Here is a 25,170-nt window from a genome sequence, read left to right as displayed (position 1 = left end):
TGGGGCCGGTCCGATGGACGTCACCGATGCCCCGGATCCCCTGGGGGCACCAGGAACGAACAAAGGAACCCACGAATGTCCCAGACCACCCTCCGGCGCAAGTTCGCCGCCGGGCTCACCGCCCTGGCGACGGCTGCAGGCCTCGTCGTCGGCGCCCCGGCTCTCGTCGGCGCCCAGGCCACCGAGCAGGGCTCGTCGGCCAGCCTCGGCTCCGCCGGTTCGGCCGGTTCCGCCGGTTCCGCCGGTGCGCCGCCGGCCCCCGCCTTCCAACCGGTCGCCGGCGACGAGAACCCGGTGGGTTTCCGTAACTGGCTGCGCCCCGGCTGCAGCTGGGACCCGGTCGCCTCGTGGGTCCAGCTGTGCGACGTCTGGTCGCCGGCTATGAACCGCCACATCAAGGTCCAGGTCCAGCCCGCCCGCTTCGGCGGCAACGCCGGTCTGTACCTCCTCGACGGACTGCGCGCGCGCGACGACTGGAACGCGTGGACGCGCGACGCCCAGGCCCAGCGCATCTTCCTGCAGGACAACATCACCCTGGTCATGCCGGTCGGCGGTCAGGTCTCCTTCTACACCGACTGGGATCGGCCCATCAACCTGGGCGGCAACCTCGTCGAGTACAAGTACGAGACCTTCCTGACCGACGAGCTGCCCGGGTACCTGCAGCAGCACTTCGGCGTGCGCACGGACAACAACGCCATCGCCGGCCTGTCCATGGGCGGGTCCGCGGCCGCAATGCTCGCCGCCAAGAACCGCGACCAGTTCAAGCAGGTTTCGGTGTTCTCCGGCTACATGAACCCCACCGCGCCGGGCATGTACACCATGATCCCGCTCGCGATGTTCGACCAGTGCAAGTGCGACCCGTTCGCCATGTGGGGCCTGCCGGGCTCCCCGCGCTGGGGGCAGAACGACCCGCTGCTCAACGCGGACAAGCTGCGCGACATCCCGATGTACATCACGGCGGGCTCGGCCATCCCCGGCCGGTACGACCAGCCCACCAGTCTGCAGTCGGTGTTCAACACCTTCAACGGGATCATCCTCGAGGGCCTGTCTCGCGGGTCGACCATCGCGTTCCAGAACACCCTCAACGCGGAGCCCAACCAGGCGACGTTCGACTACCGCAACACCGGGATCCACGGCTGGGGTTACTGGAACGACGACCTCATCGCGGCCCGCTCGGCGCAGATCCTGCCCGTGATGAACGCGCAGGCGTGGTGATCTCGGCCGGATAGCCGACGAATCGGGCTCCGCTCAGCGAGTCCTCACCCGTCACACCGGGGCCCCGTGCGTAGATTCTCGTGCGGGGCCCCGGTCGTCTGTGTGACCACCGGGACCGGCCGCGGGAGGGGAACCCGCGGACGTGCCACGGAGAACAGGGCCCCCGGGCACCAGCTGTCCGGGTCGCATCCGCGACCCGTTCCACGAGACGTTCGGCGACGACGCGGCAAGGAAGAGAACAACACATGGCGACCCCCAGCGCGCACGCGAGCCCCCGCACCCGGTGGGCGTCCCTCCTGGCGGCTCCACTCGTGGCGGGCGTGGTGGGCTCCGGTCTCCTCGTCCCCCCGGTCGCGGCCGCCCAGGAGACGCCGGTGAGCCCGACCCAGGAGAGCCCGGCCCCGGAGAGTCCGACCCAGGGCTCCCCGTCACCGTCCACCTCCGGTCAGGCGGGCCCGACGCCGTCGACCCCCGAGGGTGGGGTGGACTCCCCGTCCCTCCGCGTGCCCGCGACCGTGCCCACGGGCGTGCGGTTGGACAAGGTGGAGTGGAAAGCGGCCAACCGCGTGGCGCTGTGGGTGCAGTCGCCGGCCATGGAACAGGCGATCCAGGTGCAGCTCATGCTCCCGGCCAGCTGGAACTCGGAGCCCGAGCGCACCTACCCGTCGCTGCTGCTCCTCGACGGGCTGCGGGCGCGCAGCGACGCCAGCGGGTGGACCCTCGAGACCAAGATCTCCCAGTTCTTCGACGCCAAGAACGCGGTTGTGGTGCTCCCCGTCGGCGGTGAGTCGAGTTTCTACACGGACTGGGTCTCCGACGCCAACGGTTCGGCGTACCAGTGGGAGACGTTCCTCATGGAGGAGCTGCCGCCGCTGCTCGCGCGGGACTGGCGGGTCGGCGACGAGCACGGTGTGGCCGGCCTGTCCATGGGCGGCACCGCCGCGATGATGCTCTCCCAGCGCTACCCGGAGCACTTCCGGTTCGCCGGCAGTTTCTCGGGGTTCCTCGACACCACCAGCTTCGGTATGCCCGAGGCCATCAAGGTCGCCATGCAGGACGCCGGCGGATACCAGGCCGAGCGCATGTGGGGACCTCTCGGTTCGGCCCGCTGGCAGGAGCAGGACCCCAAGCTCCACACCGACAAGTTGCGCGGCCAGAGTCTCTACGTCTCCGCCGGTAGCGGCAACACCGGGCCGTGGGACCAGCCCTCGGGCCTGCCCGACATCCCCACCAACTTCCCGGGCTACGGACTCGAGCTGCTGTCGCGGATGACCACGCAGACCTTCGTCAACAAGGCCCGCGGGAACGACGTCGAGGTCACGGCCAACTTCCGGCCCTCGGGCACCCACACCTGGCCCTACTGGCAGTTCGAGATGATGCAGGCCTGGCCGCAGTTCGCGAACGCGGTCGGGATCGAGAACGTCGAGGCCCCGTGCGCGGCGGAGGGGGAGATCGCCCGCGTCGCCGAGCGTCAGCCCGGCCTCGGGCCCTGTCTGACGGGCGAGTACGACGTCAGGGGCGGCAAGGCCACCGATTTCCGCTTCGGTCGCGTCTTCTGGTCGCAGCCGACCGGTGCCCACGCGGTGCTCGGTGCCATCGGCGCCGCCTACCAGGCCGAGGGCGGGCCCGAGGGGCCGCTCGGGTTGCCCACCTCCGGGGAGACCACCACACCCGACGGCAAGGGCCGGTTCACCCAGTTCCAGGGTGGGGTCATCTACTGGTCGCCGACCACCGGGGCCCACGCGATCCGCGGGGCGATCCGGTCGATGTGGCAGGACCGCGGAGCCGAGCGCGGTGACCTCGGCTACCCGACCACCGACGAGATCACCAATCCGAACAAGCCCGGCGTGGTCCAGGGCTTCCAGGGCGGAACCGTCTACTGGTCCTCGGACACGGGCCCCAAGGTGGTCGAGGGCGCCATCCTCAGCGCCTACCGGGAGGCGGGTGCGGAGAACTCGGAGCTCGGATACCCGACCACCGACGAGATCTCGCTCAGCACCCGGGGCGGCGCGTTCAGTCGCTTCCAGGGCGGCGCGATCTACTGGGCGCCGCTCACAGGGGCGCACGTCGTCCCCCGTGGGCCGGTGTTCGACGCCTGGGGCACGGTCGACTACGAACGCGGACGACTCGGGTACCCCACGAGTGCGCTGCGCAGCACCCAGAACGGTCAGGTCATGGAGTTCGAGGGCGGTCGGATCACGGTGACCGGTGGTCGGGCGGAGATCTCGTGACGAGCAGGGATCTCGTGACGGGCAGGGCCGCGGCGATCGGAGCGGCACTGGTCGTGGTCGGCGGCATGCTGACCGCGTGCGGCGGTGGTGACTCCACGGTGTCGGGCGTCCCCGATTCCGAGACGCTGGCACCGCCCCCCGGCGGCACCGCCACCTCACCGGCACGTGTTCCCGCCACCGAGGACTCCGGCCGCTTCACCGAGGCGCCCGCGCCGGTGGTCTCGGACGCCCCTGGGTACACCGCCCCGGTCGTGGGCGCGCGGGAACGCGGGTACCTCGCGGAGCTCGAGGCGGGCGACATCGACACAGCGGAAATGTCGGACTCCCTCGTGGCCGCGGGCAACACGATCTGCCGCATCCGGACGACCGGCGGGGCCGCGGGGGAGACCACGACGATCGCCGACGCCGTGGCCGGCCAGATCTCGGTGGGCGGGTACTCGGACCGTGACGTCGACGAGCTCTCCGGCATCATCATCGACGCCGCGGCGGGGCAGCTCTGCCCGTGACCCAGCTCTGCCCGTGATCCAGCTCCGCCCGTGATCCAGCTCTGCCCGTGAGGCGGTTCGGGTGAGTCGTGACACCGGGGCGGACCCTGTGGAACCCGGTGGCCCCGTGGTGCGTTGGATGTGTCGTCGGCTGCCCGCGGACTCGCGTCGGGTGCCGGAAAGGAGTTCGGATCGTGGCTCGTGGATCGCGTCGTGGAGGCGGCCGCCGTCTCGGGTGCTCGCTCGGAGCACTCGTGCTGGTGGTCCTGTTGGTGTTGGGGATCGGCTGGTGGATCGGTAACCGGGGTCTGCCCACGGGTCCCGACGGACCCCGTCCGGGCCCGGACGTGCCCGAGGTGACGCAGCCCGCCGACTGCCCCGACGTGGAGATGATCGCCGTGCCGGGGACCTGGGAGAGCAGCCCCACTGACGACCCCTACGAGCCCACGTTCCTGCCCAACGCACTGCTCAGGACGATCACGGACCCGTTGGGGCAGCAGTACCCCGCCGAGCGTCTCGAGGTCTTCACGGTCCCGTACGTGGCGCAGTTCCGGAACCCGCAGGCGCCCGAGGAGATCACCTACGACCAGAGCCGGGCCGAGGGCACGCAACGCGCGCGTGCCGAGCTCGCCGCCGTGCACGAGCGCTGCCCGTACACCTCGTTCATCCTGCTGGGATTCTCCCAGGGGGCGGTGATCGCCGGGGATCTCACCAGCGAGATCGGTACCGGCAACGGGCCGGTCCCGGCCGAGCTGGTGCGGGGATCGGTCCTGATCGCCGACGGTCGGCGCCTCCCCGGGCAGGGCCAGTCACCGGGGCTGTCGTCCGGGAACGGTCAGGGTATGGAGATCTCGCTACAGCCGGTGACCGGCTTCACCCAGCTCATCGCCGGTGCCACCATGACCGGCCCCCGCCCCGGGGGCTTCGGTGAGCTCGACGACCGGACCGCCCAGATCTGCGACTCGCGGGACCTCATCTGCAATGCGCCGCTCAACGTGGTGGACGGGGCGGCACGGTTCCAGGAGTTCGTCGCCAACAACGCCATCCACGCGATGTACGCCACCAACCCGGACGTCATCGCGGGAACCACGGTCCCGGAGTGGACCATCGGACACGTACGCGAGCTCGTCGACGCCGCACCGGAGATCGCGCACGGCTGAGGGGCCGACCACGCGGGATCCGCACGTCGCGACACGCCTGAACGGACCGAAGATTCGGAGTTCGGATGCGCGCTGGGGCACGCTGTAAGATCGACCAAGCTTGTCGCCCGGTATGTCCGAGGTCGGCGACGTCGACCATCCAGTCATCGGTTCGGAACGGAGCAACGTGGAGTTCGAGCAGTACCACGACGCCAGCGGGGCGATCGTCATCCCTGATCGCACCACCCTGGTCGACTTCGTCGAGGCCAACGTCTGCGCCGCGCGCCGGGATCCCGCGGACGACGGACTGATCTACCGCTACATCGACTACTCGACGTCGCGCCAGGGTGAGGTACACGAACTCTCATGGTCGGACTTCGGCGACCGGCTCTACGCGATCGCGGCGCGACTCCAGCAGGTGGCGGCCCCGGGGGACCGCGTCGCCATCCTCGCGCCCCAGGGGCTCGACTACATCGTCTCGTTCTTCGCCGCGATCCACGCCGGGCTCATCGCGGTCCCACTGTTCGACCCCGACGAGCCGGGCCATCACGATCGTCTCCACGCGGTTCTGGGCGACTGCTCGCCGTCCGTCATCCTCACCTCCACCGAATCAGCGGCGGGGGTGCGCAAGCTCTTCCGCGAGCTGCCGGCCCGGGACCGGCCGCGCACCGTCGCCGTCGACGCGATCCCGGCCGAGCTGGGTTCGGGCTGGTCACGCCCCGAGCTGGGCGCGGACGACATCGCCTACCTGCAGTACACCTCCGGTTCGACACGCGTCCCGGCGGGCGTGGAGATCACGCACCGCAACGTCGTCACCAACGTCATGCAGCTCTTCGACGGTCTCGGCATCACCCGCGCCTCCCGGGGCGTCACCTGGTTGCCGTTGTTCCACGACATGGGTCTGCTCACCGTGATCCTGCCCGCGATGGGCGGTGCCGCCATCACCGTGATGAGCCCCCGCGCCTTCGTGCAGCGACCCGGCCGCTGGGTCACCCAGCTCGGCGCCATGGCCGACGGCGACGGTGTCTTCGCCGCAGCCCCCAACTTCGCGTTCGAGCACGCTGCCCGCCGCGGCCTGCCCCGTGAGGGCGAGTCTCTCGACCTGTCGGGCGTCACCAGCATCATCAACGGGTCCGAGCCCGTCACCCCCGCCTCGATGCGCGCGTTCAACGAGGCGTTCGCCCCGTACGGCCTGGCGCCGACGGTCATCAAACCCTCGTACGGCATGGCAGAGGCGACGCTCTTCGTCTCCTCGCCGCGCAAGGACGACGAGGCGATCGTCATCCACGTGGACCGCGGCGACCTCAACAAGGGCGTCATGACCGTCCTCGGGCCCGACCGCGTGGAGGGCAACGAGGACGCCATTCCACAGGTCGCCTGCGGGTACGTCGCACCCAGTCAGTGGGCGGTGATCGTCGAGCCCGGCGTCGACGGGTCCACCGGGGAGCATGACGGCACGGGCCGCGAACTCCCCGAGGGGCGGGTCGGCGAGATCTGGCTGTACGGCACCAACGTCGGCCGCGCCTACTGGGGTCGGCCCGGGGAGACCGAGGCCACCTTCGGCAACGTGCTCTCGGAGCGACTCCCCGAGGACTCCCGGTCCGTCCGGGAGTTCGGGACCGTCCCCGAGGACGCGCGGTGGTTGCGCACGGGCGACTACGGTGCCTACGTCGACGGTCAGCTCTACATCACCGGGCGGGTCAAGGACCTGGTGATAGTCGCCGGACGGAACCACTACCCGCAGGACCTGGAGAACACCGCGCAGGACGCCTCCGCCTCGCTGCGCCCGGGCTTCGTCGCCGCGTTCTCGGTGCCCGCCAACCAGCTCCCGATCGACGCCCGTAACGGCGCCGAGATCGCCGCCGATGACTCCTCGGAGACCCTCGTGGTGGTGGGCGAGCGCGCCCCCGGCGCGGGTAAGGCGGATCCCGGGCCCGTCGCGGACGCCGTCCGCTCGGCCATCTCCGCGCGACACGGGGTCACCGCCCAGGACGTGATCCTGGTACCCGCCGGGTCGATCCCCCGGACCTCCAGCGGCAAGATCGCCCGCCGCGCCTGCAAGACCGCCTACGTCGACGGCACGCTCCGGGGAGGTCACCAGCAGACCGCGTTCCCGGACGAGCCGACGGAGTAGGCCCCCGGCCGGTTCACGGCACCACCAGTGCCCCGCGGCGACGGGCGGGCACCCCGGACGAGACCCGATCGAAAGGCGAGCCCCAGGATGGCACAGAGCGAGATGACGGTAGTGGAGCTCCGCGACTGGCTGCGGGGCTGGGTCTCCCGGGCCACCGGGCTCGACGTCGCCAAGGTGTCGGACGACCGCTCCCTCGAGGAGTTCGGACTGTCCTCCCGCGACGCCGTGACCCTCTCGGCGGACCTCGAGGACCTGCTCGGCCGGCCCCTGGACGCCACGGTCGCCTACCAGCACCCCACCATCGCCTCGCTCGCCGAATTCGTGGTCAACGGGCCCGCCGAGCTCGACGAGCCCGCCGACCTGCACACCTTCCGTCACCGCGGGGCCGGGATGGAGTTCGATGTCGCCGTGATCGGGTTCGCCACCCGGTTCCCCGGGGGTGCGGACTCGCCCGAGGCCACGTGGGACCTGCTGTCCGAGGGCCGGGACGCGACCAGCCCCCGCCCGGCGACCCGCTGGTCCGAGTGGGCGGGCGACGCCTATGTCCAGCAGGTCCTGGCCGAGGCCCCGGACCGGGGCGGGTGGCTCGACGACTCCGAGGTGCGGGACTTCGACGCGGAGTTCTTCGGCATGAGCCCCCGTGAGGCCGAGATGGTGGACCCGCAGCAGCGCCTGGCGCTGGAGCTCACCTGGGAGGCCCTCGAGCACGCGCATCTGCCCGCGAGCGACCTCAAGGGCCGTGAGGTGGGAGTGTTCATCGGCTCATCGTCCAGCGACTACCAGGTCTTCCTCACCTCCGACTCCGCCGCCGCCTCCCCGTACGCGGTGACCGGTGCGTCCAACTCGATCATCTCCAACCGTGTCTCGTACACGTTCGACTTCCGCGGCCCCTCGATGACGCTGGACACGGCCTGCTCGACCTCCTTGGTCGCGCTCCACGAGGCCGTCAACTCCCTGCGACTGCACGAGTCCGACCTCGCCGTGGCCGGGGGCGTCAACATGATGCTGGCGCCCGCCGCCACGATGGGCTTCGCCAAGACCGGCGCCGCGCTGAGCCCTGACGGTCGCATCAAGGCCTTCTCCTCCGACGCCAACGGCATCTGCCGCGCCGAGGGCGGGGGACTGTTCATCCTGAAGCGCCTGTCCGAGGCCGAACGGGACGGGGACCAGGTCCTCGCCGTCATCAAGGGGTCCGCCGTCAACTCCGACGGTCGTTCCAACGGGATGACCGCGCCCAACCCGGACGCCCAGGTCGCGGTCCTGCGCCAGGCCTACGCCGATGCCGGCGTGGACCCGAAGGACGTCGACTACATCGAGGCCCACGGCACGGGAACGATCCTCGGTGACCCCATCGAGGCCACCGCGATCGGCCAGGTGCTCGGCCGCGGCCGTGACGCCGACCGGCCGACCCTGCTGGGTTCGGCCAAGACCAACTTCGGACACATGGAGTCGGCGGCCGGCGCCGCGGGCCTGGCCAAGATCATCCTCGGCATGGGCCACGACGCACTCCCACCCACGCTCAACTTCGCCGGCCCCAACCCGTACATCGACTTCGACGCCGCCCGTCTGAGCGTGGTCACCGAAACCCGACCGTGGCCGCGCTACAGCGGTCGCGCGCTGGCCGGCGTATCCGGCTTCGGCTTCGGCGGTACCAACGCGCACGTCGTGGTGGCCGAGTACCAGCCCGCCCCCGTACGGGTCGTGCCCGCGCCGGACGCCGTCGCGCCGGACGCCGTCGCGCCGGACGCCGTCGCGCCGGGCGCCGTCGAGCCGGGCGTCAGCACCGCAGGGACCGACTCCTCCGAGGACACGGCATCAGAGGCCACCGTGACCGGGGACGCTCCCCGGGACGACGTGGCCCGGAGCGTCGCCGAGGCGGTCCGGCGCAACGCCGGGGAACTCGCCACGACCGGCACCTCCGCCCCCGGTGCGGCGGCGACGATACTCGTGGTGTCCGGTTCGTTGCCCTCGCGCCGCAAGTCCACCGCCGGGCAGCTCGCCGACTGGCTCGAGGCGCAGGACGACTCCGTGGATCTGGGTGCCGTCGCGCGCACCCTGGCCACGCGCAACCACGGCCGCTCCCGCGGTGCCGTGGTCGGCCACACACGCGCCGAGCTGGTGGCCGGACTGCGAGCCCTGGCGGCCGGCGATCCCGGCCCCGGCGTCTTCAGCGCGGACGCCCCCGCCGGCACCGGTGACGTCTGGGTGTTCTCGGGCTTCGGTGCCCAGCACCGGAAGATGGCCAAGGAGTTGTACCTGTCCAACCCGCTGTTCGCCTCGTGCCTGGACGCGGTGGACGAGCTGATCGACTTCGAGGCCGGATACCGGATGGTCGAGATGTTCCTCGACGACTCGGTCACCTACGAGGTGGAGAACGCCCAGGTCGGCATCTTCGCCGTCCAGGTCGCGCTGATCGACACCCTCAAGGCCCTGGGCGCCAAGCCGGAGGCCGTCGTCGGCCATTCCATGGGTGAGGTCGCCGCCGCCTACGCGGCCGGCGGGCTGAGCCTGGAGGACGCGGTGCGCGTGATCTGTGTGCGCTCGCGCCTCATGGGCGACGCCGAGCAGCAGGTCTCCGACGAGGACGCCGGCGCCATGGCGCTGGTCGAATACTCGGCCGAGGAGATCGCGCAGATCATCGCCGACAACCCGCAGTTCGCCTCGATCGAGCCCGCGGTCTACGCGGCGCCCACCCACACCACGGTCGGGGGCCGCGCCAAGCCCGTCGCCGACTTCGTCGCCTGGGTCGAGGAGCAGGGCAAGTTCGCCCGCCAGCTGCAGGTGCGCGGCGCCGGGCACACCTCGGACGTCGACATGCTGCTGGGCGAGCTCGCCGCCGAGATCGCCGGCCTGGAGCCGCGAGAGCTCACCTCCGGGCTGTTCTCCTCGGTGGACCGCGAGACCTTCTACCGCGCCGGGCACGAGCCGATCCACGCCGAGGAGTACTGGGTCAAGGGCATGCGCCACTCGGTGTGGTTCACCCATGCCGTGCGCAAGGCCGTCGAGGCCGGGTACGTGACGTTCCTGGAGTTCGCGCCCAACCCCGTCGCCGCGATGTCGGTCGCGGCGACCTGCTTCGACGCCGGACTGATGGAGCCCAACCTGCTCCACACGCTCAAGCGCAAGGAGTCCGAGGCGGACACCCTGCTCCATGCGATCGCCCAGCTGTACGTCCACGGCCACGAGGTCAACATGGACCAGGTCGTGGAGATGCTGCACGGCTACGTCACCGGCCCCGGGCGCTACGCCGCCGTGCCGGGGACGGCGTGGAAGCGCCGGACCCTGTGGCCGACGGTCACCGCCGGCGGCGGCTCGGGCGAGGGCCGCATGCCGGGCTCGCACGTCGCGCTGCCGGACGGTCGCCACGCGTGGCAGGTCCGGGCCGAGGTCGTCCCCAGTGTCGACGCGCTGATGGGCTCCGCGGCCGCGTCCGTCCTCGAGGGCGCCGTCGTCACCGCCGTCCACCGCCCCGGCGTGCTGCCGGTGGCGGGCGCGGTCACCACCACCATGACCCCGCACCCCGGCGGTGCCTCGCTCCAGGTGCACGCGCAGACCGGCGACGGGGCCGCGCAGTCCTTCGTCCTGGTGGCCGAATGTGCGGTGAGCGGCGGCACGCCGATCGATCCGGAGGACCAGCCGGGACCGCACTACGTCTCGGCCGAGTCCGACGCGCCGGTGGTGGACACCGATGACGACGACGACGAGGTGGACACCCGCTGGAACGCGGACAGTGGAGAGTCGATCAGCGATCGCCTGGCCCGGATCGTCGGTTCGTCGATGGGGTACAGCCCCGACGACCTGCCGCGGGAACTTCCCCTGCTGGACCTGGGCCTGGATTCGCTCATGGCGGTGCGCATCAAGAACCGTGTGGAACACGAGTTCTCGATCCCGCCGATGGAGCTGCAGGCCATGCGGGACGCGTCGATGAACGATGTCGCGCAGATGGTCACCTATGCCGTCGAGCACCCGGACGAGGTCGGCGAGCTCGCCGACCAGCAGTCACGCGGCGAGGGCGCGGTCGACGTGGCCTCGTTGCGTGGGGCCGGGGCCGGGGGCGGCGATGGTGGTGACGCCGCCGCGTCCGAGGTCGCCATCGCGCCCCGGGACGACACCGAACGGATGGCGTTCGGCGCGTGGGCCGTGGTGACCGGCGCGGCGGCCCCCGGCGTGACCGGGACCCTGCCCGCGCTCGACGACGACACCCGCGCGGCGCTGGCCGCCCGCCTGTCGGAGCGTTGCGGGGGCGAGATCTCCGCCGAGCAGTTGGCCGGGGCCGGGACGATCGCGGAGGTCGCGGACCTGCTCCGCCCGTTCACCGAGGTCGCGGTCGAGGGCAACATCCGGGTCCTGCGCGAGGGCTCCGCGGACCGCACCCCGCTTCTGCTGTTCCACGCCGCCGGCGGGTCCTCGTTCGTGTACGAGCCGCTGGTCGACAGTCTCGGCGGGGACAACCCGGTGTACGGCGTCGAGCGGACCGAGGGGCCGCTGGGGGAGCGGGCCGCCGGGTACCTGGACAGGATCCGGGAGATCGCCGCGGGGCGACCCGTCGCCCTGGGCGGCTGGTCGTTCGGTGGAGCACTTGCCGTCGAGGTCGCCCGCCAGCTGCGGGCCGCCGGCGACGAGGTGGCGTTGGTCGTGCTGCTGGACACCGTGCAGCCGTCCGAGCCGATCCCGGACACGCTCGACGAGGCCGAGGCCCGGTGGAAGCGCTACTCCGAGTTCGCCAAGCGGACCTACGGTCTGGACGTCGAGGTGCCGCGCGAGTTCCTCGCCGAGCACGGCGAGGACGGCGTACTGGGAATGCTCCTCGAGGGACTCGGTGCGGAGGCGAACGCCATGGGCGGCGGGGTCATCGAGCACCAGCGGGCCAGCTTCGTGGACAACCGCATCCTCCAGAGCGCGGACCTGTCCACGTGGTCGGGAGTGGGCGCGGAGGTGCCGTTCGTGCTCTACCGTGCGGAGCGTATGCACGAGGGCGCCATCGAGCTCGAACCCCGCTACGCCCACGTCGACCGCGACGGTGGCTGGGCCCGGATCGTCTCCGATCTGGAGGTGGTCCAGCTCAAGGGTGACCACCTCGCGGTGGTCGACGAGCCGGTGGTCGGTACGGTCGGAAAGCACCTGGCGCGTCGACTCGTCGAGATCGACGCGGGAGTACTGAAGGGATCGGACGCGTGACGGCTAGGACCACCGCGGAGAAGCTCGCTGAACTGCGGGTCAAGACCGAGCAGGCCCGGGACCCGGGCAGTGAACGGGCCAGGGCCCGTCGTGACGCGGCGGGATTCACGCCACCGCGGGAGCGCATCGCGGAGCTGCTCGACGCGGGCAGCTTCGTGGAGATGGGCCAGCTGGCCAAGGCCCCGGGGAGCCCGGACAATCCGTTCGGCGACGGCGTCGTGACCGGCCGCGGCACCATCGACGGTCGACCCGTGGTGGTCTACGCGCACGACAACACGGTGTTCGGCGGGTCCGTCGGAGAGGGCTTCGGCAAGAAGGTCTGCGCGATCATGGACTTCGCCCTCAAGGTGGGGTGCCCGATCATCGGCATCAACGACTCCGGTGGCGCCCGCGTCCAGGACGCCGTCACCTCGCTGGCCTACTACTCGGAGATCTCCAAGCGCCAGTACCCGGCGTCGGGGTACATCCCGCAGATCTCCATCATGTTGGGCAAGTGCGCCGGCGGTGCCGTCTACGCTCCCGTGACCACCGACTTCGTGGTGGCGGTCCAGGACCAGGCGTACATGTTCATCACCGGACCGGACGTCATCAAGAAGGTCACCGGCGAGGACATCTCCATGGAGGACCTCGGCTCCGCCCTGCAGCAGGCCAAGAACGGCAACGTCAACCACGTGGCCGTGAGCGAGCACGACGCGTTCATGTACGTGAGGAACCTGCTCAGCTACCTGCCCTCCTCGGCGGCGGAGAAGGCGCCGCGGATCAACCCGGGTCTCGAACCGGCACCCACCGCGTCCGACCTGGAGCTCGACTCGATCATCCCGGACTCGGACAACGCGGCGTACGACATGCACGACGTGCTCATCCGGATGTTCGACGACGGCGAGTTCGTCGAGACCTCCGGGCAGTTCGCCCCGAACATCATCACCGGATTCGCGCGGGTCGACGGCGAGTCGGTGGGCGTGGTCGCCAACCAGCCTCTACATCTGTCGGGCTCGCTGGACATCGACGCCTCGGAGAAGGCCACGCGGCACATGATGCTGTGCGACGCGTACTCCATCCCTCTGGTCTACCTGGTCGACACCCCGGGATACCTCCCCGGCGTGCAGCAGGAGAAGCTCGGCATCATCCACCGTGGCGCCAAGATGGGCTACGCGGTGGCCGCGACCTCCGTGCCCAAGGTGACCTTCGTGGTCCGCAAGGCCTACGGCGGCGCGTACGCGGTGATGGGGTCCAAGAACCTCGGCGGCGACCTCAACTTCGCCTGGCCCACCGCGCGCATCGCGGTGATGGGGGCCGAGGGCGCGGTGGACCTGCTGCAGCGTCGCCAGATCGAGGAGGCCGGCCCGGAAGAGGGGCCCAAGCTCCGCAGGCAGCTGATCGACATGTACAACGAGTTCATCGCGACGCCCTACTCGGCCGCCGAGCGGGGCTACATCGACGCCGTGATCCGGCCGTCGGAGACCCGGCTGATCCTCCGCGGCGCGCTCGCCCAGCTGCGGGACAAGATCAGCAACGAGCCGCCCCGCAAACACCCGATCGCGCCGATGTAGGGGGGGCGCCCGGTCCTAGTTCGACTGGGTCGGGCACCCGTCCACGGAGACCGGGAGCGTGATCTCCCCCGCGCGCTCGAACGTGAAGGTGACCGGGACCGACTGACCGGGCTCGACGCCGGGGTCCAGGTCGACCATCCACACGGAGAACGACTGGGCGGGGGCGTCCGCGTCGTCAGGGTTCGCCACTGGCTGTCCGGCGGCGATCGACGACTCCGGGGAGAGGGTCAGGGCCTCGGGCGGCGCGTCGATCTCGACGCGGGACGCCGCCGGCGTCGAGATCTCCGACAACGTCTCGTCCTCGGTCGAACTGTCGTTGATCGCCGTGAAGCTCAGCTGCGCGGGCGCGTCGACCTGGACCGTGCAGTCGCTCGCGTACGAGGGCTCGATGAAGACGTTCCTCACCGAGGTCTGCCCCGTCGACTCGCCTCCACCCCGGTTGCTCGGCTCCGCATCCGGCTCATCGGAACCGCATGCGGCCGAGAGCCCGAGGGCGAGGATCATCGTGGCGGTCGCGGAGTATCGGGTAGGGGTGGTTGTCATGCCCGACAGGGTAGACACATCCGGCCGTCGGCGTCACCGGTTGGCACGTCACCGGTTGGCACGTCGACCAGCTCATCGTCGAGCCCGGACGCGGGGCCGTACGGTTGCGCACCCCCCCGTGGTCGTCGCTAGGGTTCGCTGGTATGAGCACCACGACGAGAGATGGCACCGGGACCGCGTCGCCGCTGCGTCTGGCGGTCGGACCGACCGAGGTCGTCATCAACGACAGATACGAGACGCTGTCGATCGTGAACGACGTCCTCATCGCGCTGTTCTTCCTGGTCGGCAGCATCTTCTTCTTCTCGGAGGACACCCAGACCATCGGCACCTGGCTGTTCCTGCTCGGTTCGCTGGAATTCCTCGCCCGACCCGCCATCCGGCTCGCCCGCCGCATCCATCTGCGGCGCCTCGGTTCGGACACCCACACGGAGCAGTCCTCCTACGACTACTGACCACCACCAGGCCGGCCATCCAGTTCAACCATCCAGGCCAACCACCCAGCCCGCCAACCGCGAAGGAGAAGCCGTCGCATGGACCACAACGAGCAGGGCCGGAACGAGCAGGGCCGGAACGACGACCGGAAGAAGATCACGCTGACCGGTTCCGTCGCCCTGGGTACCGGGGTCATGATCGGGGCGGGCATCTTCGCCCTGGTGGGGCAGGTCGCGGAGCTGGCCGGCGGGTGGATGCCGTGGGCGTTCCTCGCCGGCGCCGTGGTGGTGGCGTTCAGCTCCTACTCGTACATCCGGTACTCGGCCACCAACCCGTCCTCGGGCGGGATCGCGATGCTGCTCAAGGCCGCCTACGGGCCGGGTGTGGTCGCCGGCTCGTTTTCCCTGTTCATGTATGTGTCGATGATCCTCGCCGAGTCCCTGCTGGGGCGGACCTTCGGCACCTACGTCCTGCGGCCGTTCGGGATGCAGGACTCCTCCCTGTGGGTGCCGGTACTGGCGGTGCTCGCCATCGCGGCCACAGCGCTGGTCAACCTGGTGGGCAACCGGTGGGTCGAGCGCTCGGCCACGGCGACCGCCGCGCTCAAGATCGTGGGGATCGCGGTGTTGGCGATCGCCGGCATCCTGGCCGCGGGCGTGTCCTCGCTGGGCCGGCTGTTCACCGTCGCCGACCGCACCCCACCGGACCACGGCTGGCTGGGATTCCTGGCCGGGGTCACCCTGTGCATCCTGGCGTACAAGGGATTCACCACGATCACCAACCAGGGTGCGGACCTGCGGGACCCGGAGCGCAACATCGGTCGCTCCATCATGATCTCGATCGCCCTGTGCACGGTGCTCTACCTGCTGATCACCGTCGCGGTGACCGCCAGCCTGACCGTGCCGCAGATCGTCGGGGCCCGCGACTACGCCCTCGCCGAGGCGGCCGAGCCGATGTTCGGCTCCTGGGGTGTGACGCTGACCGTGATCATCGCGGTCGTGGCCACGCTGTCGGGACTGATCGCGAGCCTGTTCTCGGTCTCGAAGCTCTACGACATGCTCCGCGACATGGGCCAGGTGCCGGGGCTGCCCGGGGCCGGGGGACACCAGTCGCTCTACATCACCGCCGGCCTGGCGATCCTCATGGCGGCCTTCTTCGACCTGTCACAGATCGCCTCCCTGGGCGCGATCCTGTACCTGGCCATGGACATCGCCATCCACTTCGGGATCGTCCGACGTCTCAGGGACGAGGTCGACGCCACGGCGTGGATCCCGTGGGTCGCGATCGTCCTCGACGTCGCGGTGCTCGTGCCCTTCCTCATCCTCAAGGCGCAGTCCGACCCGTTCACGCTGGGCGTCACCGCCGTCGTGGCCCTGGTCATCGTCGTCGCGCAGTGGTTCACCGTGCGACACCGCTCCGACGATGACGACGATGACGACGACGACGACGATAACGACGATGACGACGGCGAGCGCAGCGATGCCCGGGAGCACCAGCACGGGCGGTGAGCCGGCCTATTCGGGGTCGGTCACCAGGATCGGCCCCTCGGGCTGCCACCAGCCCCACCTGGTCTGGGTCCCGGTGGTCACCTCGGCGGGCGCCGGTGGCTCGTCCTGGTAGGTGCCCAGCGGGGTGTAGGCCTCGATCGAACCCCAGTCCCGGTTCCAGTCGTGCCGCAGGTACGAGGGGATCGTGCGGGCGCGCTCGGCGACCTCGATCCACCCGAGCGGACCTCCCGACTCGTACGACTGCCACGTGCTGGTGGCGCTCACGGCGAGCGGGCGGTCCGGCAGGATCCGGAACTCCGGCAGCTCGGCCACGCCGGCGTAGTGCGCGAACGGACGCTGGCACGGGAACTGCAGGCTCACCGCCCAGTCCAGCATGACGGGTGAGTCCGACCCGACCATCTCCTGCACCGTGACGAGTTCGGGAGCACGGGGCGGGGTGATGGCGGCCCACTGCTCGGGGGTGAGGTCGTTGTCGTCGACCTTGATCCGCATCACGTCGGCGTCGGCGGGCACGTCCTGCATGTCCACCCGGAGGTTCCGCCACGTGGGGGCGGGGCCGACGTCGAACGGCACGACGGGCTCACCGATCATCTCGGCGCCCCCCTCGGTGGACCGCCCGAACTCCACGACGACCTCCTGGCCGTACTCGTAGATCCCGTCGGCGTCGTAGCGGCCGATCCGACCGGCGGCGGAGATGACGAGCAGCGGGTGGGTCTCGCGGTTCTCCGGCAGGCGGTACCAGCCGGTCTCCAGGTCGGCCTCACGCTGGGGGCCGACGAGGAACGAGCCGAGGACCGGCGTGGTGGCGGGATCGAGACCGAACGGCAGGGCCACCGTGGACTCGTTCACGCCCTCGACGCCGCTGCCGCCGCCGGTGCCGGCGCTCTCACCGGTGTTGACCGACGGGCCGCCACCGGGCTCCTGGGTGGTGTTGGCGGCGCCGGGATCGGAGACCACCGCGTCGGCGGACAGGTCCGGGGCGACACCGTCCGGGGTGAAGCCGGTGGCCCCGCCGGCGTCGATGGCGGTGGCACGGTCCTGGGGGTCGACGGAACCATCTGGCCGCGGGGTGGCGGCGAGCGGGGTGAGCATGCCGCTGTTGGCGTCGGGTTCCACCAGGACGCGGTCGGCGAGCATGCACGGGTTCCCCGCGAGCGCGGAGACGTTGCCGGCGGCGATCGTGTACGCCGGGTACTGCTTGTGGAGGCCCTTGGCGAACGAGGCCAGGGAGAACACCACGAGCAGACCCGCGACCACCGCGATGGGGGCTGCGGCGATGGTCCGCATCCGGCGGCGGCCCTCGGTGGTCCGGGGCGCCTGGGTGCCGATGTAGTCCTGCCGCAGGTGCTGCCAGCCCGCATAGGCGAAGGTGAGCACCGCCAGCGCCAGGAGGACGGTGGCGGCGTCGATCCCGCGGACACTGGGGGCCTTGTCCCACCAGGGGATGCCGTAGCTGGAGACGTACCACCAGCCGTTGGGGCCGGCGAAGGCCAGCGCGAGCACCACCAGGACGACGCCCAGGAACACCGTCCGGTTCCGGGCGGTCCGGACCGCGGAGGCGGAGATGGCCAACGCGCCCAGTGCGGCGATCGCGGCACCGATCCCCGCGTAGACACCGAAGTGGTGGGTCCACTTGGTGGGGGAGAACATCATGAAGAACGCGGTTCCCACGACGACGCCGACCAGACGCCACACCGGGCCGGAGGCCGCGCCGGGGACCTTGCCGCGGCGCAGCAGGCTGGCGATCACCACGACCAGGCACAACAGGACCAGCAGCACCGGCAGTCGGCGCGAGAGCGATCCGTCGACCGTCGGGATCATCAGGTAGTAGTAGCGGACGAACTCCTCGAACCAGTTGAGGTTGGGGCCGATCTCGCCACGTACCCGGATGGCCTCGAGGACCGAGGCCAGGGTCTGCACGCCGAACACGCTGATGAGGACCATCGTCCCGGAGGCCAGGATTGGTGCGATCAGCGCGAGGCGGGAGCCGATCTCGCGTCCACGCACCACGACGGTGCGCAGGACCGGGCGGATCCCCATGACGAGGGCCGCCACGGCCATCAGGCCGGTGGGGCCGGTGGCCAGCGAGAAGGAGGCCAGGATCACCGCTATCGCGTACGGCAGCATTCGCCGCGTGGCTATGGCCCGTTCGACGGAGACCCAGGTCAGCAGCGCTCCCAGCGCGATCACCGGCTCGGGTCGCAGGCCGTTGTTGAAGGCCATCCAGAAGGCCAGGAACACGGCGGCGGCGCTCCACACGACCACCGGGGTGGTGCGCGCGGCGCGCCCGAGTCGGGGCAGGACCTCGCGACTGATCACCAGCCAACACAGGACGGCGGCGATGAGCGCGGGAAGCCGCATCCACGGGCTGGCCGTGGAGACGTGGGAGAACAGCGTGAGCAGGTCGTAGTACGGGGAGCCGAACGGCGATTCCGGGACCCCGTACCAGCGGTAGTAGTTGGCCATGTACCCGGCGGGATCGGCGGCCCGGGCCATGGTGAGGATGTAGCCGTCGTCGGAGGTGTTGCCGCCGACGACGTGCCACAGCCCCAGTGTGCCGATCACCGCGACGTCGGGCGGGCGGATCCTGAACCAACCCCGGGGCAGGAAGCGGCGGGACCGTCGACAGTCGGTCTGGTCGAGGGCGTGCAGTGCCCACAGGGCCACCGCGGTGGCGATCAGCCCGACCACGATCGCGGTCCACTTCAGGGCGGTGGGGTCGGTGGTGAAGCGGGAGTCGACCTCGACGGCCACATCGAGGCCCTCGGGGACCGCGGTGTCGGAGGGCAGGTCGGTGTAGACGCCCACGACCATCGGCCGGAGGTCGTCGGCGTCGACGCGTCGGGCCGCCCCGTCTATCCCCTCGAAGTCTGCCTCGACGTAGGTCGGCGCCGCCACCACGCTGAGCTGGGTGCACTCGCCGCCCGCGACCTGGTCGCGCGGTGCGGAGACGATCACCCGGTTGCGCGAGACCACGTCGACGGTGTCCTGGGAGGCGCGGACGAACAGCGCCCGGTCGCCCGCCTCCTCGCCGCCCGCCGGGGCGGTGGACAGCAGGATCCCGCCGTCGGCCGGCAGGTCCGCCGCCAGGGTGCAGGGCACGGTGGCGGTGAACCGCTGGGGCGAGTGCGCCATCAGCGGCGCGGTCACCGAGTCGACCGTGCCGTTCTGCGGCCACTGCACGGTCGAGGTGGTCTGGGAGACCGGCAGGAACGGCAGGCACAGGAAGCACAGGGTGCCCAGGAGGCCGCTGACGATGGCGACGAGGCGGAGCCTCGCGACACGGGCGTCGGCGGCGACCGGGCCGGAGGCTGCGGTGGAATCTGACACGACGCCCGATTCTAGGCGACGATCAGTTCATGGGACCCGGCGTGGTCCAGCCCCACTGCACGGAACTGGTGCGTACGAGCTCAGCGGGCGCCGCCCCGGGGTCGAGGGGCTCGAAGCGCTGGAGCGAACCCCAGTCCCTCGACCAGTCGTGGTCGAGGTAGGTGGGGACGGTCACGGGCTCCACGGTCTGGCCCGTCCACAGGAGCGGCCCGCCGCCGCCGGAGCTCTGCCACCAGTTGGCGGCGGCCGAGGACTCGCGGTCGGCGAGGATCCGGTAGCGGGGGATCTCGGCCACTCCGCCGTTGTGCACGAACGGGCGCTGGCACGGGAAGGCGAGGGCCACCACCCAGTCGACGAGGACCGGGTCGGTGTGGCCGACGACCTCGTCGAGGGTGCGCAGTCGCGGGTTCCGGGGCGGGGTCACGGCGAGCCACTGGTCGGGGTCCAGGTTGCCGTCGGTGGCCACCACCCGCACGACCTGGGCATCCTCGGGAATCGACTCCAGTGGGATCCTGAGGTTGCGCCAGGCGGGGGCGGGGCCGATGTCGATGGGCGCCATGGACCCCATGACCTCGAAGTCGGTGGGGCCCGAGGCGCCGACCCGGCCGGGCCTGCCGTACTCGATCCTCAGGTCGCCCGAGCCGATGCGTCCGGCGGCGGCCATGACCAGCAGCGGACTGTTGGGTCGACGGGCGGGCAGTTGGTACCAGGCCGAGGTGAGTTCGGCCGCGACCTGGGGGCCGCGACGGTAGGAACCCAGGACCGGGGTGGTCTCGGGGTCGAGGCCGAAGGGCAACGCGACGGTGGAGCCGTTGACGGTGACCTCGCCCCGGCCGCCGGTGGTGCCGGCGTCCACGCCGTCCCCCGGCTCGCGCTCACCGGAGTCGGACAGCGCCAGCGACCCGGAGGACTCCTCACTGTCGACCGTGATCGTGTCGGGCAGGCCGTTGGGCGCGAAGCCGTTGACCACTCCCGCACCCAGGGAGATCTCCGGTCCGGCGCCCACGGCCCGGAGCAGGCCGTCGTTGGAGTCCTCCTCCACGAGCACCGAGTCGGCGAGGGAACACGGTTCGCCGGTGAGCGCGCGCAGATTGGCCCGGCCGACCGTGTAGGCCGGGGTCTGGACGAACACCGCGGTCACGGCGGAGAAGAGTTCGAAGATCACCACGGAGAACGCCACGATCGTCAGCGGGGCGCCGTCGATGCCGGGTCCCCGTCCGGCGCGGATCCGGCGGCGATCGCGGTTCCGGGCCGCGGGCGTGTCGGGGGCGGACCTGCGGAAGGGCAGGACGCGGGCGAGCGTGCGGGCGACCGCGCCGTCGGGCGATTCGGGCAGGATCCCGGCGTGGATGAGCCCGGCCATCAGCAGACACACGAAACCGCCGACGAACGCCACGTACTGGACCTGCACCCCCAGGAACTCGGGGAACGTGTCGGAGAACGGGATGCCGTAGTCGGAGACGTACCACCACGTGTTGTTGGTGGCGGTGGACAGACCCACGACGAGGCACAGCGCGGCACCGACGAGCCATCGACTGCGGCGCAGCGAGACGGTCGAGGACCTCAGGGCGATCACGGCGAGGACGGCCAGCGCCCCGGCGAGCCCGGCGAACACGCCGAAGTGGTGCGTCCACTTGGTGGGCGTGAACACCAGGAACAACAGGGAGCCGGCGATCACGCCGATGAGGCGGCGGGAGGGCCCCGCGGCGGCTCCGGGGATCCGGCCGCGGCGCAGCATCACGGCCGAGACGAGCGCCAGGCACATCAGCATGAGCAGGACGGGGAAGCGGCGGGCCACCCCGCCGTCGGCGGACACCCCGAACAGTGCCTCCCACCGGTCCTTCTCGCCGTACCAGGGCAGGTTGGGGCCGAGCTCGGTGCGCAGGCGCGTGGCCTCGAGCACCGCGGCGCCGGTCTGGTCGGCGAACACGGTGTAGAGCAGGGCCAGTCCCACCGCCAGGACCGGGCCGGCGATGGGTGCCCAGCCGATCACCAGGGCGCGTCGGCGGACCATGCGGACGAACTCCCGCGCTCCCGCGGCCAGCGCGGCCACGCACATGAGCCCGGTGGGTCCCGCACCGAGGGAGAACGCCGCCACCCCGATCGCGGCGACCCCCGGTACGAGCCTGCGCGTGGCGATGGACCGCTCGACCAGCGACCAGGTCAGCAGCGCGCCCAGCGCGATCACGGGTTCGGGGCGCAGCCCGTTGTTGAACGCCATCCAGAACGCCAGGAACAGCGCGGCGCCCGTCCAGCGCGGCCGGTGCCAGGTGCGCGCGAGCCTGCCCAGCCGGGGGACCACCTCCCGACTGATGATCAGCCAGGCCAGGATCCCGCACGCCAGGGTGGGCAGGCGCATCCACGGGCTCGCGGTGGAGACCTCCGCGAACACGCGCAGGATCTCGTAGTACCACCCCACGGGCGACTCGGGGGAGCCGAGCCAGCGGTAGTAGTTGGCCATGTACCCACTGGGGCCGGCCGACCGGGCCATGGTGAGCAGGTAGCCGTCGTCGGAGGTGTTGGCACCCACGAGGTGCCAGAAACCCAGCACGCCCACCACCACGGCGTCCACGGCCGACAACCGGGTCCACGAGCGGGGTACGAACCGCCGCCCGGACCGCCCGTCGATCCCGTCGAGGCGGTGCAGGAACACCACCGAGGCGAGGGTGGCCAGGACGCCCAGGACCATCAGCACCTGTTTGAGGACGGTGGGGCTGGACGAGTAGCGGGAGTCGACGGTGATCTCCACCGTGGAGGCGCCGAGGCCGTCCGGGGCGGTCGCGGGTGTCAGATCGGTGAACACTCCCGTGACCTGCGGGCGCATGGTGCCGGGGACGGCGGCGCTGACCGGGTCGTCGGTGTCGTCCGGGCCCCGGTCGAGTCCCGTGAACTCGGCCGTCAACACCCCGACCTCCGCCCGGACGCGGAGCGACTCGCACGACGGGTCCCGCAACGTGGACAGCGGGACCGAGAGCAGGGTGATGTTGCGGACCGCCACCTCTATCGCCGGGTCCCCGGCGGCGTCGGTGGAGCGCTGCACCACGAGCCCGTCGGAGATCCGCCCCGGGGCGTCCTCCGGCAGGGTCGAGAACACGATGGTGTCGGCGGGCACCTGCGCCAGCGGGCCACAGGGCGCGGTGATCGTCAGGTCGAGCGGTCGCCCGGAGACCAGCGGGGCGGTGACCGAGGCGTAGTCGGGCCCGGCGGTCCAGCGCACCTCGGTGGTGTCCTGGTGGACGGGCAGGAACCCGGCCAGGATCGCCAGGAAGGCACCGAGGAAACCGGTGATCACGGCGAGTCGGCGATCCCGGTCCATGCCCGGGTACGGGTGCAACCCGAGGGGGCGCCCGCCATCGCGATCGCGGACGTCGTCGTCCGGTCTCACCGCCCCGGTCCCCGGGCCGTCACCCCCGCCGCTCGCCGTCACCGTCCACTCACCTCATCGCACCACGATCACGGCGAACGGGCCGACGTCGTGGACCTCGAAGTGGGGGCCGGTGACGGCCTCGGCGGGGATCGTGACGCCGAAGCGGCGCACGTTGGGGTCGTTGGGGTAGGTGTCCTCGGCCAGGCGCAGGGCGTACCCGGAGCCCGAGGGCCGGGCGACGATGGCGTCCGGGCGCCGCCACGGGGTGTCGTTCATCATGGCGTACAGCTCGTCGCCGCTGGTGGCGTCCTCCCAGCCGGTCATCGCCTCGTTGCGCTCGGCGTACCTGCCCAGCGGGTTGGCGTAGTGGGAGGTGACGGCCTGGTAGGCCAGGTACGGGTGGTAGGCGAGGAAGGCGTCGGCGGTGCTGGCGACGACGAGCTCGGTCCTCTCGCGGTCCGGGAACGCCTCCAGGATGACCCGGTCGACCTCGGCGTAGTGGGACTCGGGCCCGGGCGGGTAGCGATCGGCGCGGGTGCCGTGGCCGTCGGTGTCGGTGTAGGCCAACCGGATCTCCTCGTGCAGGTGATCGGGGATCCCCTGGGCATGGGCGAGGCCGGCGAGGGTGGCCAGGACCCCCACGACGGCGGTGGCGCGTCGACGCCGGTCGCGGGCCTCGGCGGCGGGCCTGTCCTCGCCGCCCTGACGCCCGGCTGCGCGCACCATGAGGCCGGCCAGCTCGACGATCGCGAACACGCCGGCCACCACCAGGAGCAGGATGAGTACGGGCTCGAGCCGGAAGCCCAGCATGGTGGTCCCCAGGGCCGTGACCGCCATCGAGGCCAGGCTCCACAGGTACACGGCGACCACTCCCAGCCCCAGTGCCTGCGCGCGCCGCGAGGTCCACGCGCGCGCCACGATCCACACCAGGCCGACCAGGCACACCCAGCCGGTGAGTCCGCCGGCGGTCATGGGCAGCGGCAGGCGGGCGCCGGCGTCGGGCAGGTAGTGCAGGGCCGTTCCCGAGTCGGCCGGGGCGCCGCCGAGCGCGGCCAGCAGATAGGGCGCCCACACCACGAGTGCGACGAGGATCGACCCGACCCCGATGACCGCGAGCCGGGCCGCGGGCAGCCACAGCGGGAACGGATGCGGTGGGAACGAACGCGGTGGGAACGGGCGTGGCCGCCCGTCGCCGCCGCTGCGGTGCGCGAGCGCGGCCAGGACAGTGGAGACCGCGGCCATGAGCACCACCGTGCCCGCCGCCAGCCCTGTGTACAGCGTGTACGTGCTGGCAGAGGCACCCAGGAACAGGGTCGTGGCCACGGTCGCGCCGCGACCCCCGTGACGCGAGGTGGGTGCCACGGCGTGCCACGCGAGGATCAGCACGGGCGGCAGGAACAGCGCCACCACCGCGCCGTAGGGCTCCGGGCTGCCGTACGCCAGCATCACCGACGTCGAGATCACGCCCACCACCGCGCCGAGGTCCGTGCGCAGCAGGCGGGTCCACAACACGGTGACGAGCGCCGCGGCGACCGCCAGCGACAGGATCGACCACGGCTTGTAGGCCGCCCACCCCTCGAGGCCGGCGAGGTTCGCGAACCGCCCACCGAGCCAGAACCAGCCCGAGGGATAGAAGGACGGCAGGTCGGCGTAGGCCATGTCGGGCAGTCCGAGCGAGGTGGCCGAGCGGCCGAGGAACTGGGTGCGGAACTCCTGGTCGACGCTCACCCCGTGCAGGTACAACCGGGACGCGGCGAGCGGGATGCCGAGCGTCGACGCCACGAGCAGGGCCGACCCGGTGGGGGCGGCGAGTTTGCCCACCCGCACCAGCGCGGGCCGCCCGCCCGGCCGCTCGCCGGCGCGCGCGCACAGCACGCCGGCGACCACCAGGGCGAAGGCGGCTGCCTGCCCCACCACGGTCAGGGCGCGCAGGACGTTGGAGTTGCCGTAGGCGGGGAACGAGACGAGGGAGGTGCCGAGAAGGACGACGGCGGTGACGGCCGCGGCCAGCAGCGTCGCCGCGGCCGCCAGGCCCGGCCCCCGGAGCGCCACCGGCAT

Annotated in this window: 13 protein-coding genes; 9 read left to right on the top strand and 4 right to left on the bottom strand. The window is 71.4% G+C overall.

What is annotated here, in order from left to right:
* The first annotated feature begins 75 nt into the window (after window positions 1–75).
* The 7 genes from NJE57_RS13125 to NJE57_RS13095 all read left to right on the top strand — a co-directional run bounded on the left by NJE57_RS13125 (window position 76) and on the right by NJE57_RS13095 (window position 13,932).
* Complete coding sequence (locus tag NJE57_RS13125) at window positions 76–1,215, top strand: alpha/beta hydrolase family protein (RefSeq protein WP_319028900.1); 1,140 nt, start codon at window positions 76–78, stop codon at window positions 1,213–1,215.
* A 245-nt stretch (window positions 1,216–1,460) separates the two neighbouring features.
* The gene (locus NJE57_RS13120) at window positions 1,461–3,446 is read left to right on the top strand and encodes an alpha/beta hydrolase-fold protein (protein ID WP_319028899.1); all 1,986 of its coding nucleotides are present in this window, start codon (window positions 1,461–1,463) and stop codon (window positions 3,444–3,446) included.
* Complete coding sequence (locus NJE57_RS13115) at window positions 3,443–3,952, top strand: DUF732 domain-containing protein (protein WP_319028898.1); 510 nt, start codon at window positions 3,443–3,445, stop codon at window positions 3,950–3,952. Before NJE57_RS13120 ends, NJE57_RS13115 begins: the two co-directional genes overlap by 4 nt.
* Before the next feature lie 173 nt (window positions 3,953–4,125).
* Window positions 4,126–5,091, top strand: a complete 966-nt coding sequence (locus NJE57_RS13110; RefSeq protein ID WP_319028897.1) for a cutinase family protein — start codon at window positions 4,126–4,128, stop codon at window positions 5,089–5,091.
* Between the two features lie 112 nt (window positions 5,092–5,203).
* Complete coding sequence (fadD32, locus tag NJE57_RS13105) at window positions 5,204–7,204, top strand: long-chain-fatty-acid--AMP ligase FadD32 (RefSeq protein ID WP_319028896.1); 2,001 nt, start codon at window positions 5,204–5,206, stop codon at window positions 7,202–7,204.
* An 87-nt stretch (window positions 7,205–7,291) separates the two neighbouring features.
* A complete protein-coding gene (pks13, locus tag NJE57_RS13100) occupies window positions 7,292–12,382 on the top strand; it encodes a polyketide synthase Pks13 (RefSeq protein WP_319028895.1) in 5,091 nt (1,696 codons plus the stop codon).
* Entirely contained in the window at window positions 12,379–13,932 is a 1,554-nt protein-coding gene (locus tag NJE57_RS13095; protein WP_319028894.1) for an acyl-CoA carboxylase subunit beta, read from the top strand. The genes pks13 and NJE57_RS13095 overlap by 4 nt, the downstream gene beginning before the upstream one ends.
* 15 nt (window positions 13,933–13,947) lie before the next feature.
* On the opposite strand, the gene NJE57_RS13090 is transcribed toward NJE57_RS13095, so the two are convergent.
* Window positions 13,948–14,475: a hypothetical protein gene (locus NJE57_RS13090; RefSeq protein ID WP_319028893.1), complete on the bottom strand. Its 528-nt coding sequence runs from the start codon at window positions 14,473–14,475 to the stop codon at window positions 13,948–13,950.
* A gap of 143 nt (window positions 14,476–14,618) precedes the next feature.
* Here NJE57_RS13090 and NJE57_RS13085 point away from each other — a divergent pair, with 143 nt between their 5' ends.
* Together NJE57_RS13085 and NJE57_RS13080 are read left to right on the top strand one after the other, a co-directional pair.
* On the top strand, window positions 14,619–14,927 hold the full coding sequence (locus NJE57_RS13085; protein WP_319028892.1) for a YrhK family protein: 309 nt from the start codon (window positions 14,619–14,621) through the stop codon (window positions 14,925–14,927).
* A gap of 78 nt (window positions 14,928–15,005) precedes the next feature.
* Complete coding sequence (locus NJE57_RS13080) at window positions 15,006–16,415, top strand: APC family permease (RefSeq protein WP_319028890.1); 1,410 nt, start codon at window positions 15,006–15,008, stop codon at window positions 16,413–16,415.
* Between the two features lie 6 nt (window positions 16,416–16,421).
* Here the strand turns inward: NJE57_RS13080 and NJE57_RS13075 are convergent, their stop codons facing one another.
* From NJE57_RS13075 to NJE57_RS13065, 3 genes are read right to left on the bottom strand one after another with little or no spacing between them, the layout of a single operon-like run.
* Entirely contained in the window at window positions 16,422–19,745 is a 3,324-nt protein-coding gene (locus tag NJE57_RS13075; RefSeq protein WP_319028889.1) for an arabinosyltransferase domain-containing protein, read from the bottom strand.
* Window positions 19,746–19,767: 22 nt separating this feature from the next.
* A complete protein-coding gene (locus NJE57_RS13070; protein ID WP_319028888.1) occupies window positions 19,768–23,130 on the bottom strand; it encodes an arabinosyltransferase domain-containing protein in 3,363 nt (1,120 codons plus the stop codon).
* 54 nt (window positions 23,131–23,184) lie between these two features.
* Window positions 23,185–25,170: an arabinofuranosyltransferase gene (locus NJE57_RS13065; protein WP_319028887.1), complete on the bottom strand. Its 1,986-nt coding sequence runs from the start codon at window positions 25,168–25,170 to the stop codon at window positions 23,185–23,187.

This window comes from Dietzia sp. PP-33 (genome assembly GCF_033790845.1).
Lineage (GTDB): Bacteria > Actinomycetota > Actinomycetes > Mycobacteriales > Mycobacteriaceae > Dietzia.
The sequence above is the reverse complement of the archived record's forward strand: the minus strand, read 5'-3'. Positions and strand labels throughout refer to the sequence as shown.